Source organism: Aquimarina sp. Aq107 (assembly GCF_943733665.1).
In the GTDB taxonomy this organism is placed as follows: Bacteria; Bacteroidota; Bacteroidia; order Flavobacteriales; family Flavobacteriaceae; genus Aquimarina.
Map to the genome: position 1 here is coordinate 961,652 of NZ_OX030782.1, position 17,954 is coordinate 979,605.

Here is a 17,954-nt window from a genome sequence, read left to right on the forward strand (position 1 = left end):
TTAATCTTTAACGATTTGGTTTTCTTTATTAAGTAGTATTGGGGTGCCGAATCCGAGTTGTTCTAGTTTTTTCATTTGAGTTTTAGCATCTCCCACCACTAGATATATCATTTTATTGGGGTCAAGGTATTGATTGGCTAGTTTTTTAACCTCTTCGACTGTCATATTATTTACAACTTCTTCTCGCTGTGTAATATAATTATGAGGATATTTTAGTGTACTTATATTAGTTAGTATGTTTAATTTAGCACCTAAGGTTTCAGAAGCTCTGGCATTACTTTTAATCAAAGAACTTTTTGTGATCTCTAGGTCATCTGCGTTATAATTTTTCCCATATTTTTCTAAAATTTCTTTCACCAAACTAGTAGATTCGTACGTGACATTGGATCTCACTCCACTAGAGATAACAAAAGAACCCTGCGTTGGTGTACCAGAAAAACCAGATCCAATACCGTATGTATATCCTTTACCTTCTCTTAATTGTTGAGTAAGTTGGGATGCAAATCCACCACCACCTAATCGATAGTTCATAATACTAACAGGGTAATAATCTTTATCTGTAGCAGGCATCGCACGATATCCAAAACGTAACATGGATTGCTTAGCGCCAGGAACGTCATAAAAATATACTTTAGATCTTTCCGGAGAAGCTGGAGCTTTAAGTTCTGGGAATCTCACTTCTTTTGGAACCCAATTTTTATTAAGTTCGGTAAGAGAAGTGGTTACTTGTTCCTTAGAGATATCACCAGCAATATGTAATTTGGTTACAGATGGCGAAAGATTATTATTATAATATTTCTTAAGATCTTCTATTGTAATTTCTTTTACAGAATCTTCTGTACCTAAATTATTATGCGAAAGTATATGATCTTCTCCATAAATTAACTTTGCATACTCATTACTAGCGATACTACGAGGACTTGCTTTTTGCTGTTGTATTTGGCTGATAACGCTCTGCTTTATTAGTCCAAATTCTTTTTCGTCCCATCTAGGCTCTAATAGAATCTCCTTAATCAATGCAACCGTTTTGTCATAGTTTTTAGAGAGTGTGCTTCCACTGATAACAATATTTTCATCTGTTGCATAAACATTTAATATTGCACCAAGACTTTCTATAGCATTTTCTAATTCTTCGGCAGTTTTGCTTTTTGTTCCCTTAGTCATTAATTCTGCTAGGAGATTAGAAACACCAACTTTATCAGGTTTTTCTAATAATAAGCCACCTCTAATATTCATCCTAAACTGGACTAAAGGGACTTCATCATTTTCAATTCCATAAACTTTTATACCAGAGGTAAGGTTATCTTCCCATACTTCTGGAACGGTCACTTTTGGGGTGTCTCCATATGCGGGTTCTATGGATCGGTCAAAACTAGAAGGTGTCTTATCATAAGTAGCCACTATACTTGCATCAAAATTTTCTTCTGCTCCTTCGATAATTTTTTCCTCTACAACTTCAGCTAATGTAGAGTTGTTTAAAATTAAATCTGTTTGCCCAATAGGAACAAAACTAGTAGCTACGTAATGTTTTCCTTTTATATATTGATTATATACTCGCATGATATCATCTGTAGTTACAGCAAGTATGTTTTTGATATCTTGGTTTATAAAACCTGGGTCCCCAGCAAAGATCTCATATTGTGCTAATTGAAACCCTTTACCCAATACACTGGATAAGCTATTGTAAAAATTAGTTTCTAAACCTGCTTTTATTCTATCAAGATCCTTCTGGGAAATTCCTTCTGTTTCGAACTTAGTAAAAGATTCTTGTATTGCTTTATCCACTTCATTTAGATTTACTTTTTCGAATCCTCTTATAATTAATCGAAATTGACCAGCTAATTCGGATCCATAATGAAACATGGTAACATTAGGTGCTAGTTGTTTATCTTCTACAACAACTTTGTTGAAAGGAGCTTTTTTTCCTTCTGATAGGTAACTTGATAATACATCCAATGCATAAGAATCTGGATGATACTGGTGCACTGCAGGCCAAGTCATAGTTAGTTGAGGAAGTCGAGCAAAATTGTCCTCGTAATACAATTTCTTAGTTTCACTTAATGATGCTGGTAGTTTTTTTAAAGGTTCGATATCTTCTCCCTTTTTAATTTCATCAAAGTACTTATGAACCCATTCTTTCGCCTGAGCGGTATCAAAATCTCCAGCAATAGTAAGCGTTACATTATTTGGTACGTACCATCTATTGTAAAAATCTTTTACATCCTGTAATGTAGCATTTTGAAGATCTTCTAAAGATCCTATCACCTGCCAATTGTATGGATGATTTTTTGGAAACATATTTTTATCTATTACATAAGATACGTGTCCGTATGGTCGGTTATCTACACTTTGACGTTTTTCATTTTTTACAACTTGTTTTTCTTTTGCTAAAACAGGATCGGTAACCGTATTTATGAAGAATCCTAGTTTGTCTGCTTCTGCCCAGATCATTTTTTCTAAGGCATCTTTAGGTACAGTCTGAAAATAATTTGTACGATCTCTACTTGTAGAACCATTTGCTCCAGACCCTCCTATACGGGCACTCATTTTATCAAGTCCTCCTTTACCTAGGTTTTCTGACTCAAGGAACAATAAATGCTCGAATAAGTGTGCAAAACCAGTTCTTCCTTCAATTTCTCTAGCAGAACCCACATGAGCAGTTAGCGCAACTGCAACTACAGGATCAGAGCGATCTATATGTAAAATAACTTGTAAACCATTATCTAAGGTAAATTTTTCAAAATCAACTTTGAATTCTTTTGTTTCTGATGATGTCTCCGTATCTGTGATAGTTACAGGAGTATCTTTTTTACAGGATATTAGGCATCCAATAAATAAAAGCGATAGTGCTAAAATTTTGATTGTTTTCATAATTGATGAGTTTACGTTTGTTTGTTATTTTTAGGGTTTGATTCGTTTAAAATTATAAGTTTTTGCCAGATCTTTCTGCTAAGTCCAGTGGTAAGTACTTCGATTTCATTTGCTGCCTGTACCACATTTTCGTCTGGCAAACTCTGAGAGTATAGTGCAGCTACTTTTCCTACTAGTGCCATAGCCTCAGAACAATAATCTAGATATCGCTGGAGTTCGAATCTTGTAAAAGTTCTTTTTGGTGAATTTTCTGTTGCAGATTCTGGTAAATCAGTTAGATTAGGGTCTTTAGTTAGTTGATGCATATCAATTACGTGTGCAATTCCCCTAAGTTCATTAAGAGCTTTTAAGGCTCGTTTTGTTTTTAATCTTGATTCTAAGGTTATCAAGAAGAAAATTGCAGCACCAATAAGTACAATATCATTAAAGATAGCTTCTGATAATGCAACAATATTACTGAGAGTAGTGTTTTTTATTTCTAAATCTACATATGTTATACTATATATTAAACCTCCTAATCCAATAAGAATTACCAAATAAGCAAAGATTCTTAATGATAGATTGGGTTTCGAAATCCAATCTATATTTTGTTTACTATCTAGTGTAATTTGTAGAAAATTATGACATACTTTTTTTAAGCCTGAATTAGGAAATCTATCTTCGATACGTTTTTCTAGTAGAGAAATTGTATCTATTATTTTTTCAGGTTGTAGCTGTACGTTTTTATCCATTTATTTAATTAAGCAGGAAGCCTTTTTATAATAAACTTTATTTGTCCTCGATGATTAGATTCGTGCTCACAAACATGAAACCATTTTGCATAATTATTTGTGGGTTGATTACTAAAAAAGGGTTCAGATTTCATGATCCAAGTATCATCTCTTTTTGCAAATTCTTTTTTAGTTACTTCTCTTACTTCTTCAAGTGTTTTTAGATAATAATCAATTGAATTTCCTTTAATTATTTCTCTTCCTTTTTTACCTAAACCACTCGCAATATTCCATTCTTTTTTAATGTCATCGTCCCATTTACCCCAAGAAATTTCATCAAAAGTATTAAGCTGATAGTATCTTTCTGTGGCTGCTAAATGTAATAACATAGCACCAATAGAATTAGATTGCTCATCAATTTGAAAATCCAATTGTTCTATCGTAAGATCTTTTACTGTTCTGATTACCCAAGCTCTCATCATAGTCATAGTAGATAATAAAGTGCCTATCTGAGGTGAATACCCTTTTTGAGGACCTACCAGATAGATGTTGTCAGCAGTGTTTAGAGAAAGATCCTCATTTGTAAAACTCATCAATGGGGTAGCCGCAATACCAGCCGCCAGTATTGATGATCCTTTAATGAATTTCCTCCTAGTAGTAGTCGATTCTTTTTTCATCTTTGAGTTTTTTGTTTTCTATGTCTGAATATATTGAATCATGCGTCCAGAAATGTTTAGTTCTTTTACTAGCTAAAGTCTAAACTTGTTATTATTAGTAAGGAAAATTGCGTTGACAAAAAACAATTTTCCATTTTCCCAGAAAGATCTAAACAATGGATTGTCTACCATGTATATGATACTTCCACTACCCATTCTCGCTTCACCAAAAACTAAAGAGTTCTTAAGTCCTTTAAAGGCATCTTTTCCGGAAAAACCAGATACACTCGTTGGCTCTTTCATATAAGCAACATTATATCCGTCTTTTAAAAATTGGTAAGAACTGCTACCTAATTTTAAACTAAAATAAGTGTCTTCGTACCCAAAAGCTAAAGGGTGAGAAGTGTCTACTTGAGTTTTGTAAATACTTCCAGTAATGAAATCTTTAACTCGCTCACGTTCGCGTTTATCATAAGGTACTAGATTACCCAAAGAATCTTTTTTTTCTTCTTTACTTTTATTGCTTTTTAAATCAAAACCATCTTTGTTTGCAAATGCATTTACTGCATTGGCAATAGCAATAACTTTTCCTCCACTACGGATCCATCCTTTTAATTTATCTAAAGAACTTTTGTCTAAATATCCTCCATAATATCCATTCGGAAGAATTAAAACATCATATTTGTCTAGGTCTACTCTCTTAAAATAATCGGTATCAATAGATGTAATAGGATATTGAAGCTGTTGTTCAAAGAAATGCCAGATTTCTCCATAGCTTAATGAAGAGGTGTAATTGCCTTTTAAAACAGCAATTTTTTGATTATTGATAAGCTTTACATCAGGAGAACCAAAGTCTACTCCACTTGATGCAAAACTAGAAGCTGTAGTATATAGTTTGCGATTATGTTTGTTAGCGATATCTATTACTTTTTTATCATAATCTATTGTTTTTCTATTATCACTTTTAGTAATAATTAAACTTCCTTTCTTAAATTTCTCACCATTATTTGCAAAATCTTTTTCGCTAAATCGGACTCTGATTTTATTTTTGAGTAAATCAGCTAAGAAACTGGCATCATTTAAACTATTCCATTTTGCAATATATCCTGCTCCAGAAGGATTTGCAGTATTATTGATTTGTTTGTTCTTTTTAGTTCCATTAGCAGGTATTAATGAGGTAGATGCAATTGCCTCTAAACCATATGCGTGCGGAATGCTCCAAGCTGTTATATCATAGGTAAGAGGTTCACTTAGTTTAGCATCAGGTTCGAATAATACTTTTACCATTTTACCTTTTGGTTGATCGGTGCTTACTACCAATGCTCCATTTGCATTAATACTACCTTGTTTATTTTCTCTAAAATTAAAACCAGATATTTTTGTACTATTAGTATATCCATATTTTATTTCATGCTTATCTAAAAGTTTTGTCAGTGCATTAATTTTATCAATCTCTCCATTTAGGATATAACTTTTATATTTTAATCCCGCATTATTAAAGAATTTCTTGAATTCTGTATTTAGTTTTTCTGCATTTTTTGAAGAAATTTCTACTGTAGATAATCCAGTAGTTGTGTGATGTAATGCTCGATCTTTTAGTGTCAAAACATATCCTTCGTCCGTTTGGATACCTAATCCAGCACGTCCATGTCCAGCTTGTTCGTAAGTCATACCAATAGCTCCCATAAAAGTTGGGTAAGTATCTCCATAACTAGGGTATAAAAGGTCAAAACGTTCTTTAGTAAAGAATAACCAACCTTCTGCATCAAAATATCTTGCATGATTTTTACCAATTTGTGTCTGAAAATCTCGTTGCCAAGGTGTTATGATTTCATGAAATGGTTCTGCAGCAGGAGCAAAATAATAAGGTTCGTTAATGCCTTGTTCATGGAAATCTACATGTACATGTGGCATCCATTTGTTATATGCTGTCAGTCGACGATAAGATTCTACCTGCGTAGCCCAAGCCCAATCTCTATTAAGGTCAAAAAGATAATGATTTGGTCTACCACCAGGCCAAGGTTCGTTATGTTCAGTAGCATTCTGATCTGTGTTATAAGGAGTTGCCTTGGTTTGGTTGTACCAGTTTGCATATCGATCTCTACCGTCAGGATTTACGCAAGGATCCATAATAACCACAGTGTTATTTAACCAGTCTTTTTTAGTGGTAATCAATTCATATATGGTTTTCATTGCTGCTTCTGTACTAGAAGCTTCATTACCATGAACGTTATAACTAAGCCAGACGATAGCCATTTTTGGATTACTAGTTCCTGTTACGATTCCAGTATTTTTTAGATGATCTATTCGTATATTTTCAATGTTTTTTTGATTTTCTGAACTTGTTATAATCGCATAAGTAAGAGGTCTTCTTTCGTTGGTTTTTCCATAAGTATGATATGTTACTAATCCTGAGTTAGCAGCTACGTGATTAAAGTAGTTAACTACATCTGCATGTCTTGTAAATTGGCTGCCTATTTCATATCCTAAGAATTCTGCAGGAGTTTGAACATTGTTTTGTGCGAATACCCAGGTTGTAGAAATTATAAATAGGGTTAAGAATAATTTTTTCATTGATGATTTTTTAATTTTGGTAAAATACCGCCTTAAATTTAGGATATTAATTGTATTAACTAAAATTTAGGATTTGGGATAACCCATATTTATAAATTTATGTTATCGATATGTAACTAATGTCAATAATGGAAGTTGATCGACTATTAAAAAAAATATAAAATAATAGATACAAACACAATCTAATGTATATTTATCGATCAAAAAAGACGACCCTATGCCAAGTGACTGTATTCCGTTTAGATCAACAAATTACTTCTCATCTTTTATTTGTGATTATTTAGACGAAAAACCTGAGCTTAAAGAATTTTATCATAGATATCCGAAGCTTGATAATTTTGAAGATCAGATTGTAGAGAAACAGCAGTCTTTTTCATCAGAAAATCGAAAAGTACTTAAAGCTGCATTACTTACTCAATATACCAAAGTAAATATTTCCGAAACTACTCAAAATAATATTGATCTTTTAGATAAGGATATTACCTTTACAGTAACTACAGGTCATCAATTAAACCTTTTTACGGGTCCTTTATATTTTTTGTATAAAATAGTCTCAACAATAAATCTAACTTCTATATTAAAAGAGAAGTATCCAACATATAATTTTGTTCCTATATATTGGATGGCAACGGAAGATCATGATTTTGAGGAAATCAATTATTTTAATTTTAAAGGAAAGAAAATACAGTGGAATCGCAAAGATGGAGGTGCTGTTGGAGTTTTTGATACTAAAGGTTTAGATGCAGTTTTTGAAATATTTTCTTCTGAAATAGGATTCGGAAGAAACGCAGAACGTTTAAAAGCTCTTTTTGAAGAAGCTTATTTACATCATAATAGTCTCACGGATGCTACTAGGTATTTAGCAAATGAATTATTTGCAGAATACGGGCTGGTTATTGTTGATGGAGATGATAAAGATTTAAAACGTCTCTTTATTCCATATGTAGAAAAAGAACTCGAGGGACAGGTTTCGTATAATAATGTAATGCCTAAAGCAGAAAAATTAGCTTCTAAGGGGTATAAAATACAAGTTAATCCCAGAGAAATTAATCTGTTTTATCTTTCAGAAGGTTTAAGAGAACGTATCATAGAAAAGGATGATAGTTATTTTGTAAATGATACAGATATTGTTTGGGAAAAGAATGAGTTGTTACAAGAATTATCTGAGTTCCCGGAGCGATTTAGTCCTAATGTTATGATGAGGCCACTATATCAAGAAGTGATTTTACCTAATCTTTGTTATATAGGAGGCGGCGGTGAGCTTGCTTATTGGTTGGAATTAAAAGACTATTTTGATGCAGTGAAAATTCCATTTCCGATGCTCTTGTTGCGTAATTCTGTATTAATGCAAACAACAAAACAAGAACAGAAAATTAAAAAATTAGAAGTCTCTGATGAAGAGCTATTTTTGAAACAACATGAGTTGATCAATCGTAAAGTCAGACAGATATCTAATATTGATATTAATTTTGATCCACAACGAATACAATTAAAAGAGCAGTTTAAAGGATTGTACGAACTAGCAAATCAAACAGATGTGACTTTTTTAAAAGCAGTAAAGGCTCAAGAAGTTAAGCAGCTTAAAGGGCTAGATATGCTAGAAAAGAGATTGCTCAAAGCACAACGTTTAAAACTTAGTGATCAAGTTAAGCGATTAACGAGTATACAAAATGAGCTATTCCCTAATCAAAGTTTACAAGAGAGAAATACTAATTTTTCTGAAATGTATCTTGAATATGGAGAAAACTTAATTCCGGAGCTTATCAAAAACTTAAATCCTTTGTTAGGCGAGTTTATTATTTTGAAACAGTAGATTTTAAGATAACAATTGTATAATTTTTCCGATGCATCGTATTGAAACCATTTTTATTATATCCCTTAATAAAATTGATTACATAAAATGTGGTAAAACATCTTTACCTAGTTCTTCAATAACGGTTTCGGCTGGTCTGTTACCATACTTTAGATTAATAATTACATGATTTACCCCTACAGATTCTAATGCTTGTAAATGTTTTGTCATATATGCTGTACCTGATTTAAACCCAAGGTGAATTCCATGTGGAGATGCATTCTTGTCTTCTAATAAATCAATATACAATGATTGCAAGTAAGGTTTCCAGGATTGTTCAGCCTTTTCTAAAGCGTTAGACCAATTAGATAATGTTTGCTTTAGAAAATTAAAATCTCTAGGATAATATAACCAACCATCCGCGTGTGTTGCAATCCATTCTAATGATTGTCCAGAATGGCCGGTTACTAACATGGGAGTATGATATTGTGATTTTGGGAGTATATCAATTCTACCATCTGTTTTACCATAATATTTTGATTGATATATAGGAAAGTCTTTTTGCAGTGCTTTAATGTAAAAAAAACTATCTCTAAATAACTCACTTTTATTTTCTAGGTTATAATTAAATGGAGGATATTCAATTGGTCGATCACCAGATGCTGTACCAACGACCATCCTACCTTTTGATAATTGTTGCAAACTTTGTATTGATTTAGCAGTATGAACAGGATGGCGTAACGGTAGAATAATACTTCCTGTTGCTAACGCAATTTCTTTGGTATGATTCATTATATGAGTCATGTAAATCCAAGGGTCATATAATTGTCCGGCATCTCCAAAAGAAGGATCATTAAAAGGTACGTCTCTAAACCAAAGAGCCTTGAAACCACAATCCTCTGCTATTTTGGCTAGTTTTTCTTGGTTTTCCATTTTTGCAATGGAACCGCTGTAAGATTCCAGCGGAAAAACAAGTCCCAAACTTAGCCTATTTTTTTTGGCTATCGTTTTTAGCATAATTTACTTGACTAACATTGAATTAGTAATTGAAATTAACTGATTTATTTTATTTTGATCATACGCATCTCGGTGTGCTTTAGAAAAAAAACCTTTATCATTATCAAAATATTTACCAGAATCATTGGAGTATTTATCAGAAGTGGCTAAGTCAAATAATATATCGACACCTTTTTCTGCTGGAGACCAATGGTTTCCATATGCTTCTTTAACCATTTTAGTATTTAGCAATGAGCCTGGATTTACGGCTATTATGTTTATATAGTTGAATTCTTTTGCTAGTTTAGTATTCCACATGGTTAAAGCTAATTTACTTTGTGCATATGCTTCTTGTTCTGATAGTGAACTTTTTCCTGATAGAGCATCAAGGGAGACAGTGGATTGCGCCGCAGAACTCAAGTTAATTATTCTAGGAGTAGTGCTTTTTTGGAGTAAGGAGATTAATTCTTTTGTTAATAAAAATGGAGCGAGATAGTTTACTACAAACCTAATATCTATTCCGTCTTTATTATGTGTTGCAGGACTTTTAAATATTCCTGCATTATTTATAAGAACATCTATTTTAGAAATATCTTGTTTGATTTTGGACGTCATTTCTCTTACGCTATTCAAATCAGAGAAGTCTCCAACAAAACCTATTATGTTTTCATTATTTGTGGTTTCTTTTATTTCTGTAATAGTACGTAATAGTTTCTCTGAATTTCTTCCGTGTACACAAATAGAATGCCCAAACTTAGCAAGTTTTATAGCAGTTAATTTTCCTATTCCGTCAGTGCTTCCTGTGATAAAAATAGTTTTCATAGCGTTATATTAAAATTCTATGTTTTTATTAGTATGTGATTGTATGTTAATGTTGTTTTGTTTCTTCGATCTTAACATCTCCATTGGTTCTCATATATAGAAGAACTTCTTTATTAGTATTGTTAGAAACTTTATGAATTGTATTATCTATCGAACCAAAATAACTTCCCGTGTCTAAATCTTTTACTTCATCAGTTTGTGGCATAGTGTAGTTTAATAAACCCTTTATTATTACCGCGTGTACAATATTTCCGTTAGTCTTTAGTGCTCCATTAAAACCATTAGGTAATTTTATAAAAAGTCCTTTGTGTTGGTTAATAGATTTGCTTTTCCAAAGAAAACTGATTTCTGCATCACTATTGGGAGTTATCCAATTGGTTTCAGAATTATCCAGCCATATAATATTAGATACATCTATGTTGATTGGTTTCTCACCATTATCAAAAGCTTTGTCTATAGGTTTTACTAGATATGGACCTTTGTCTATTTCTACCAATGCTATGTTTTCTACTCCTTTTGCAGAAGTGATATGCGATTCTCCTGCAGGTTGTGTCCAAAAACTACCAGGTTTCATCCACATATTTTTAGCTTTTGGATCATCGTTATGAATGGAGCCACTAATAACAATAGCTCTGTAAGTAACATTATGGATGTGTGGAGGAGAAGAAAATCCATCTATAAATTTAGCTAAAAATCCAGTTGGGACTTCTTTGTTTCGGTCTCCCCAAATAGTTCCCGCTTGGGGGCTTTGATCACCACGAGCAGGATTTAGTTTTTCCCACTGAATTTGGGAGCTCAGCAAAACTTTATTAGTTGGTTCTTTAATGCTTTCTGAAGTTTTGTTTTCAGAATTATTACAAGAAATTGTTATAGCAGTAGTTAAGAAGATGAAAATTATAATGATCTTTCTCACGATATTTTTTTTGAAATAATTGAAGATTTCTGAATCATAATTATGCAATTTGGTTCATTTCATTTAAGACAAATTCCTCAACAGCCCCATCAGTAGCTTTCATATAAGCTGCTAAGTGATCATTATTCATATGTTCTTGCCATAAGGCTCTACTTTCCCAATTTTCATGAAATAGGAACAAATTTGGGTTTTCATTATCTTGATGTAAATCATAATTAATACATCCTTTTTCTGCTCTAGTAATATCAATAAGTTTTAATAATTCGGATTTTACCAGTTCTCTTTTTTCTTCTTTAGCAAGTATTCTTGCAACTATAGTAAGTTTTGTCATTGTATTAAATTTTTAAATAGTTTCTACAACTTGATTTATGTTTCTTCTAGACTTAGGTCTTTTACTTGGTTGATTATTATCTTCTGGATCTCTATATCCAATGGCAACTGCTACCAGTGTATGATAATTTTCTAATTCTAATATAGTATTGTAATTGTCAGGTTCAATTCCTTCCATTGGTGTTGCGTCAATTCCCATTTCAGCACAAGCGCTTAAGAATACACCTAATGAAAGGTATAATTGATGTCCAAACCAAGATTTAATTTGTTCCTCTGATTGTGGTTTGATAAATTCTTTAAAATAACTAACAGCTCCAGCAGGTAATTCTTCTTCTATTTGTTTTTCGAAAAGTGAAATATTGTCAATTCTACTAAAAACTACAACAGTGTCGCAGTCTATTACTTTACCTGCATTTAACCATGATACTTTAGAGAGTTGCTCTTTAGTTTTTTGATTGGACACAAGTGTAAATTTCCAAGGTTGACTATTAATAGAAGATGGACTTAAGTTTAAAATCTCTTTTAGCTCATTAATTGTTTCCGAGTTTATTTTTTTATTTGGGTTATACTTTTTTGTTGTATAACGATTTTGCATTGAATTTAGGAAGCTCATAGGTTTTAATTTATTACTATAAAAATTATAGTAGCAAAATTAACTATAGTTCAATACCTTTGCAATAACGGTCAAAAAGGATAGTTTAAAATAATGAAGGAGTCAGAGCATAAAATGTTAAAATTTAAAGGGAAAGAATACCCTTGTTGTGCAAGTTTAACCATGGGTATGATTGGTGGCAAATGGAAGACAGTAATTTTATTTCATTTGCTAAAAGAAACACTACGATATAGTGAGTTAAGAAAGGAGATGCCAACGGTTACGGAGAGAACATTAAGTCTACAATTAAAAGCGTTAGAAGAAGATGGGTTAATCAATAGAAAAGTGTATACCTCTAAACCTCCTTTAAAAGTAGAATATTCGTTAACAGATTTTGGAAAAACTTTAACACCATTAATAGAGTCTATTGCAAGTTGGGGAGATTTTGTTCTGGAAAATTACTCGGATTAGAAATGTGTTTATTCATCTATTCTTTTTGAAAAATAAATGCGTCGATGCCCTTCAGGGAAGTTATTAAGTTCTCCTAGGATTTGATATCCATTTTTTACATAAAAATCTTCTGCCTGAAAATCAAATGTATCAAGCATTACTGTTTTAACTCCCTTTTCTTTAGCAATCTTTTCAACGTGTTTAATTAATATAGTCCCAACACCTTGTCTTCTATGTGTTTCTTTTACCCATAAAATTTTAATTTCTAACCCATTCCAATACCCAATACCTCCTAAAAGACCTCCGATTTCTTCCCCATTATGGTCTTTGGCAATAAATTCTAATGGAGTCCATATATCTGCAATTGCTGGCACCTTACTCAGGTTATACGAGTTAATTCCATCTACTATGGTTTTAATATTTTCCTTTTTGCAGGATTCAATAGTAACTTTGGTTGTTATTGTCATTATAATAAATAAACGGGTAAAAGCGATAAATTTTTAGTGAATAAAACAAATTTATAATTTTATTCATTAAAAATTTAGAATAATATCTACGAGAATGTTATTACTGGGGATTTCTAGCTTTTTACGTAATCGATATTGCGCTTTTCTGACTCCTTCTTGCGTAATATTTAAGATGTTTGCAATTTCTTTAGAAGTAAGGTTCATTTTTAGTAGCGCCATTAAACGTAATTCGTTGGTAGTAACATTAGGGTATTTGTTTTTGATATTTGTATAAAAATTTTTGTGAACTTGTTCAAAATGTCTTTTGAAGTTTTCCCAATTTTGATCATCATTTAAATCAAAGTTTATAATCTGTATTATTTTTTGATAGTTATACTGGGTATTTTGATCTTCGGAATATTTTATTAATTCTACCTTTTCTTTTACGTTTTTTAATGTTTTGGTCTTGTTTACGAGATGCAAGGAATTAGTGGTGAGTTCTTTTTTCTTTGTATCCAATTCTCTAGTTAATATTAATTTTTCAAGACAGCTGAGTTTAATTTTTTTTCTAAAAATAGATATGAAAACCATTAGTATGATAATACCAATTATCAATCCAAAAATTAATAAGGTATACTGGTGTTTAACTTGTTTGTTTTGCTTTAGTAATTCATTGATTTTTGATTCTTTCTTACCAGTTTCGAATTTAGCTTGAAGTTCTCTGACTTGTTTGTTTTTTTCGATAACTTCTAAGGAGTCTTTTAACTTGGATAGTTCTTTGTAATACATATACGCAGCAACACTATTCCCTTCTTTTTCTGCAATTAAAGCAAGTGTTTGATTTGCTTCTTTTTCTATAACTAGGTCCAATATTTTTTTTGAAGCTATAAGAGATTTTTCTGCATGAAATTTTGCTGAATCTAATAAATTTAATTTCAAAAATGATTTTGCAATAGCGTTGTTTGTTATAGCTTTTTGGATGTTATTCCCTTTAGGGCTATAATTTTTTAGAGCTTTTTTTTGATAATCTAATCCTTTCGAGAATAACTGCATTTCATAATATGTGGTTCCAATTTCGGATTGTACAGCAGCAATTGTTTTAGGGTTTCCTCTTTCTTTTCTTAATAATAGTGATTTTTGAAAATAATCCAATGCTTGGTTATACTTGTGTAGACCTCTTTTGCTGATTCCTATATTTTGCAAAATAGCACTCAGATATCTTTTATTTCCTTTACTCATTATTATTGGTAATGATCTATCAAGATATTTTAATGCTTCGTAATATTCTCCTTGTTTTATTAGAATATTACTTATATGTATGTATGTTCGACTTATTCCTGGGGTATCATTAAGGTTTTCATATAGTTTGTTTGCAATAATAAAATGCTCTAATGCTATTTTTTTAGATTTCATCAGACTATAAGATACACCTATGTTTTCGATGGATTTTATATATGATATGGAGTCTTGTAAGGATTTAAAAACTTCTCCAGCTTTTTTAAAACTTTCAATAGCTTTAGTGTAATTGTTTAAGTGATTATGTACAGCACCGATTTGATGAAAAGCTGAAGCTTTACCCCAGAGATGATTAATTTTTTGGTTCATTTTTAAAGCTTTTTTGAAGTGCACCAATGCAGAATCATACTCTTTCTGATAATAATAGACAACACCAAGGCAGTTGTTTGCACCTGCAATACCTCTTGGTTTATTTATGTTTTTGGCGATACCAAGTGCATAGCGAATATGTTTTTTAGCTAAAAAAGTATTAGAAGTAGCATATTGAATTCCTAAATCATTATATGCTTTAATCAATGTGGTATCGGCTGTGTTTTTATTTTTTGTTAAACGTAATAAACTATCTACGATTTGTTTGTTTTGAGCTTGTAGATTAGAATTAAATAAAATGATTATATAAAGAATACTGCTTACTTGAAGAGTTTTCATCTTTAAGGGGTATAGGTTAGTTGAGGTGTTAAAAATAATTTTTTGTTTTAAAAATCAAGAACCCTTAACGGATAGTTAATGAAATCTTAAAGTCTACTTATGTATGTCATTATAAGAGATTGATTTTTAGTGTTAAATGACATTGTTTATGGGGAAATAAAAGTTGATCCTTTAGATAATTAGCTTGGATTTAAGAACATATCTTTTGTGGTACGCTCTAGAGCCGGTAATTCTTTGGAAATAAAATTTTTAAGTTGGTTTTTTATTTAGAAATGTAATTGGTTTTTATAGGATTGTATAATTTAAAATAGACCTGAGCGTTATGAAAATAAACTCCAATCGTCATGAAATCACAAATTCTCCTAGTAACTTTATTTTTATCTATAACTTTTAATCTTTCATCACAAGAAAAAGTATTGGTTTTTACTAAAACTAATGGTTTTACACATCCATCAATAGGTGCCGGTGTTACTATGATTCGAAATCTCGGGAATTCCAATGGACTTTGGGAAACTGATGATACTGATAATGCGAATGCATTTACGACATCAAATTTAGCTCAGTATAGTGCGGTTATATGGTGTAATACCAGTGGTAATAATTTATTAAATGCATCGCAACGTGAAGCTTTTGAAGGTTTTATTGCAGCGGGAGGAGGCTTTTTAGGAATTCATGCGGCCACAGATACCTATAGAGACGGGAGTTGGACTTTTTATAATGAACTTGTTGGTGGGATAGTGCAATCTGGCCCTAATCATACGAGTAATAACTTTAATGCAGATATGACAGTGGTTACTTCACATCCTTCCGTAGATTTTTTAGGAAATGTGGGAGCTGTTTGGAACAAGTCAGAAGAATATTATTACTGGCGGAACAATGGAGGACAATTATTTGACGGCAATATAGATTTATTGATGGTAGAGTCGACAGGATCCAATGATTATGATGAAGCTAGACCAATTTCTTGGTTTAAGGAATATGGTGGAGGACGTTCATTTTATACGGCATTAGGACATAATTCTAGCGACTATACTAATAATCCGGATTTTATTAAACACATAGAAGAAGGTATAAAATATGTGATAGGTAATACATTAAGTATTGGAAGTCCAGAAGCAGAAATTCCGTTTCAGATTTCTCCAAATCCAGTAAGTAATATCATTAGATTTTCCACTTCTGATGTGGCTAAAGAAAAATCATTAATGATTTACACTATTAATGGACAGTTAGTATATAAAGGAAAAATACCTTCAGATGTTGCTACTACTAATATTAATGTAGAAAATTTATCTAATGGATTGTATATAGGTAATGTTGTGTCTAATGGATTGCAAAGTAATTTTAAATTTATTAAAAGAAATTAAGGGATTACGTAGTGACCTTTCCAATTAGTGTTTTCTTTTTTGAATACAACTTTAATATGATTTGGTCTTGTTAATCTTAAGTACTCTATTCGTAATGGAATAAGTTTTATTGCAGCAAAATAATGTTTTCCTTCTAGGTAATTTATATCATCAGGATTTTTGATTTCTACTCCTGGAGACAGTTCAGTTGTGTAATCTTTTTTGGATTTTGAAGGGATTTGGTTCCAGATAGTGTCTAAAGTCGTTTGATTACTTATAATTTCTGCTTTTGCCTTTATTGTAATCTGTAACAAACGATTTTGATCGTAAAATAAAAGACTGACTCTATCATTTGCTTGGATATTTGCAATTTTTTTAGATCTTTCATCAGTGTATATGATCATGTTTAAGTTATCATCTATATCTCTTAAAACTACAGTCCGTAGTCTAGGTGTATTATTAAAATCAGAGGTGGCTAAGGTAAAATATCTAAAAGAGTGTTTGTTGTTTGCAATAGCTGTTTTTAAATCAACTACTATAGAAGAGAATATAATGTCGGTCATTAGTTGTTAGGTTTTACGAATGTTTTAAAGTTAATCAATTTGTTAGCATAAGCTGTAAAAACATTCGACTAAAATTTACTTTAATTCATCTAGTTTGCCATACTTCCTTTTCCATCCAAGGAACACTTGTTTTTAGTATTTCTATATATTCACATGCTTTGATATGTGTATTTCCTTCGGCTTCCACGAAAGTAATGTTACATCCCAATGCTTTTGCTTCTGCGATTCGTTTTCTTACTCTTTTGATAGGAAAGAATTTGTCCTTTGTACCTTGTATTACATAAATCGGTATGTTAAGTTTTTCTTTTACTTTACAACTGGACCCCATTAATATCATACCAGAAAAAATAGTTGAGTAATCTTTGGCGTATTCCCATCCAGCTATAGCTCCATTACTATAACCTACCAATATAATTTTGTCAGGGTCAATAGGCCAATTTTCTTTTGCGAGATCAATAAAGTCTAAAATTCTTTTTTCTAAATAATCTAATGTCCAGGTTCGCCATGCACCAGAAGGACTAAAAATAAACCCTCCAGCATCCTGTAACCCAGGAGTTACTAGGCAGCTATTAAATTTAGTGTAATTTTTACTTCCAACACCACCGTGTAAAACAATGAATAACGGAACTTTTTGGTCTTTAGTAAGTGTTGGTATTGTAAGATCATATTTCCACTCCGATTCTTTATCATTTACCTTAAGAACGCTAATTCGATTCCCAGGAGTTAATGGAATTTCTTTAAATGATTCAGTATCAATACTGCTAACATATCTGGTGTTTCCTCTGGTGTCTAATCCACTTTTACAAGAAATAACTAAAATAAAGAAGAGAATATAAAAAAGACAGTATAAAATTGAAGATTTCATAGTTTTTCTATAAATATACTAAGTATGTATCTATTTTTTTTAAGAATTGATAGGGTGTTTATAAAATAACCGTGTAAGTTGAAAATT

At 31.6% G+C, this 17,954-nt stretch carries 16 protein-coding genes; 3 read left to right on the forward strand and 13 right to left on the reverse strand.

Going from position 1 to position 17,954, the window contains the following annotated elements; all coding sequences use genetic code 11:
- From NMK29_RS03820 to NMK29_RS03835, 4 genes are all read right to left on the reverse strand, one after another.
- Positions 1-2,871, reverse strand: a complete 2,871-nt coding sequence (locus NMK29_RS03820) for a pitrilysin family protein (RefSeq protein ID WP_108801653.1) — start codon at positions 2,869-2,871, stop codon at positions 1-3.
- Between the two features lie 11 nt (positions 2,872-2,882).
- Positions 2,883-3,602 (reverse strand): hypothetical protein, encoded by a 720-nt coding sequence (locus NMK29_RS03825; RefSeq protein ID WP_108801654.1) that lies wholly within the window; start codon positions 3,600-3,602, stop codon positions 2,883-2,885.
- 8 nt (positions 3,603-3,610) lie between these two features.
- On the reverse strand, positions 3,611-4,258 hold the full coding sequence (locus NMK29_RS03830) for a DinB family protein (protein ID WP_108801655.1): 648 nt from the start codon (positions 4,256-4,258) through the stop codon (positions 3,611-3,613).
- A 72-nt stretch (positions 4,259-4,330) separates the two neighbouring features.
- Complete coding sequence (locus NMK29_RS03835; RefSeq protein ID WP_108801656.1) at positions 4,331-6,811, reverse strand: M14 family metallopeptidase; 2,481 nt, start codon at positions 6,809-6,811, stop codon at positions 4,331-4,333.
- Between the two features lie 217 nt (positions 6,812-7,028).
- Here NMK29_RS03835 and bshC point away from each other — a divergent pair, with 217 nt between their 5' ends.
- On the forward strand, positions 7,029-8,624 hold the full coding sequence (gene bshC / locus NMK29_RS03840) for a bacillithiol biosynthesis cysteine-adding enzyme BshC (RefSeq protein ID WP_108801657.1): 1,596 nt from the start codon (positions 7,029-7,031) through the stop codon (positions 8,622-8,624).
- 78 nt (positions 8,625-8,702) lie between these two features.
- Here the strand turns inward: bshC and NMK29_RS03845 are convergent, their stop codons facing one another.
- Genes NMK29_RS03845 through NMK29_RS03865 form a run of 5 tightly spaced genes read right to left on the reverse strand, consistent with a single transcriptional unit; the run spans position 8,703 to position 12,277 of the window.
- Positions 8,703-9,620 (reverse strand): LLM class oxidoreductase, encoded by a 918-nt coding sequence (locus NMK29_RS03845; protein WP_108801658.1) that lies wholly within the window; start codon positions 9,618-9,620, stop codon positions 8,703-8,705.
- Between the two features lie 3 nt (positions 9,621-9,623).
- Entirely contained in the window at positions 9,624-10,421 is a 798-nt protein-coding gene (locus NMK29_RS03850) for an SDR family NAD(P)-dependent oxidoreductase (protein WP_108801659.1), read from the reverse strand.
- 46 nt (positions 10,422-10,467) lie between these two features.
- Positions 10,468-11,334 carry a DUF4437 domain-containing protein gene (locus NMK29_RS03855; RefSeq protein ID WP_199915016.1) on the reverse strand — a complete coding sequence of 289 codons (867 nt, stop codon included), beginning with the start codon at positions 11,332-11,334 and terminating at the stop codon, positions 10,468-10,470.
- 40 nt (positions 11,335-11,374) lie between these two features.
- Positions 11,375-11,665: a putative quinol monooxygenase gene (locus NMK29_RS03860; RefSeq protein WP_108801660.1), complete on the reverse strand. Its 291-nt coding sequence runs from the start codon at positions 11,663-11,665 to the stop codon at positions 11,375-11,377.
- A gap of 12 nt (positions 11,666-11,677) precedes the next feature.
- The gene (locus tag NMK29_RS03865) at positions 11,678-12,277 is read right to left on the reverse strand and encodes an NAD(P)H-dependent oxidoreductase (RefSeq protein WP_199915017.1); all 600 of its coding nucleotides are present in this window, start codon (positions 12,275-12,277) and stop codon (positions 11,678-11,680) included.
- A gap of 114 nt (positions 12,278-12,391) precedes the next feature.
- Here NMK29_RS03865 and NMK29_RS03870 point away from each other — a divergent pair, with 114 nt between their 5' ends.
- On the forward strand, positions 12,392-12,727 hold the full coding sequence (locus NMK29_RS03870) for a helix-turn-helix domain-containing protein (RefSeq protein ID WP_108801807.1): 336 nt from the start codon (positions 12,392-12,394) through the stop codon (positions 12,725-12,727).
- 8 nt (positions 12,728-12,735) lie between these two features.
- Here the strand turns inward: NMK29_RS03870 and NMK29_RS03875 are convergent, their stop codons facing one another.
- Both NMK29_RS03875 and NMK29_RS03880 read right to left on the reverse strand, forming a co-directional pair.
- Positions 12,736-13,173 (reverse strand): GNAT family N-acetyltransferase, encoded by a 438-nt coding sequence (locus NMK29_RS03875; protein ID WP_108801661.1) that lies wholly within the window; start codon positions 13,171-13,173, stop codon positions 12,736-12,738.
- Between the two features lie 66 nt (positions 13,174-13,239).
- Positions 13,240-15,096 (reverse strand): tetratricopeptide repeat protein, encoded by a 1,857-nt coding sequence (locus tag NMK29_RS03880; RefSeq protein ID WP_108801662.1) that lies wholly within the window; start codon positions 15,094-15,096, stop codon positions 13,240-13,242.
- A gap of 344 nt (positions 15,097-15,440) precedes the next feature.
- On the opposite strand from NMK29_RS03880, the gene NMK29_RS03885 reads away from it, so the two are divergent.
- Positions 15,441-16,460, forward strand: a complete 1,020-nt coding sequence (locus tag NMK29_RS03885) for a ThuA domain-containing protein (RefSeq protein WP_108801663.1) — start codon at positions 15,441-15,443, stop codon at positions 16,458-16,460.
- Here the strand turns inward: NMK29_RS03885 and NMK29_RS03890 are convergent.
- A complete protein-coding gene (locus tag NMK29_RS03890; protein WP_108801664.1) occupies positions 16,457-17,002 on the reverse strand; it encodes a pyridoxamine 5'-phosphate oxidase family protein in 546 nt (181 codons plus the stop codon). The two genes, NMK29_RS03885 and NMK29_RS03890, sit on opposite strands and share 4 nt — an antisense overlap.
- A gap of 85 nt (positions 17,003-17,087) precedes the next feature.
- On the reverse strand, positions 17,088-17,867 hold the full coding sequence (locus tag NMK29_RS03895; protein WP_108801665.1) for a dienelactone hydrolase family protein: 780 nt from the start codon (positions 17,865-17,867) through the stop codon (positions 17,088-17,090).
- Positions 17,868-17,954 lie beyond the last annotated feature (87 nt).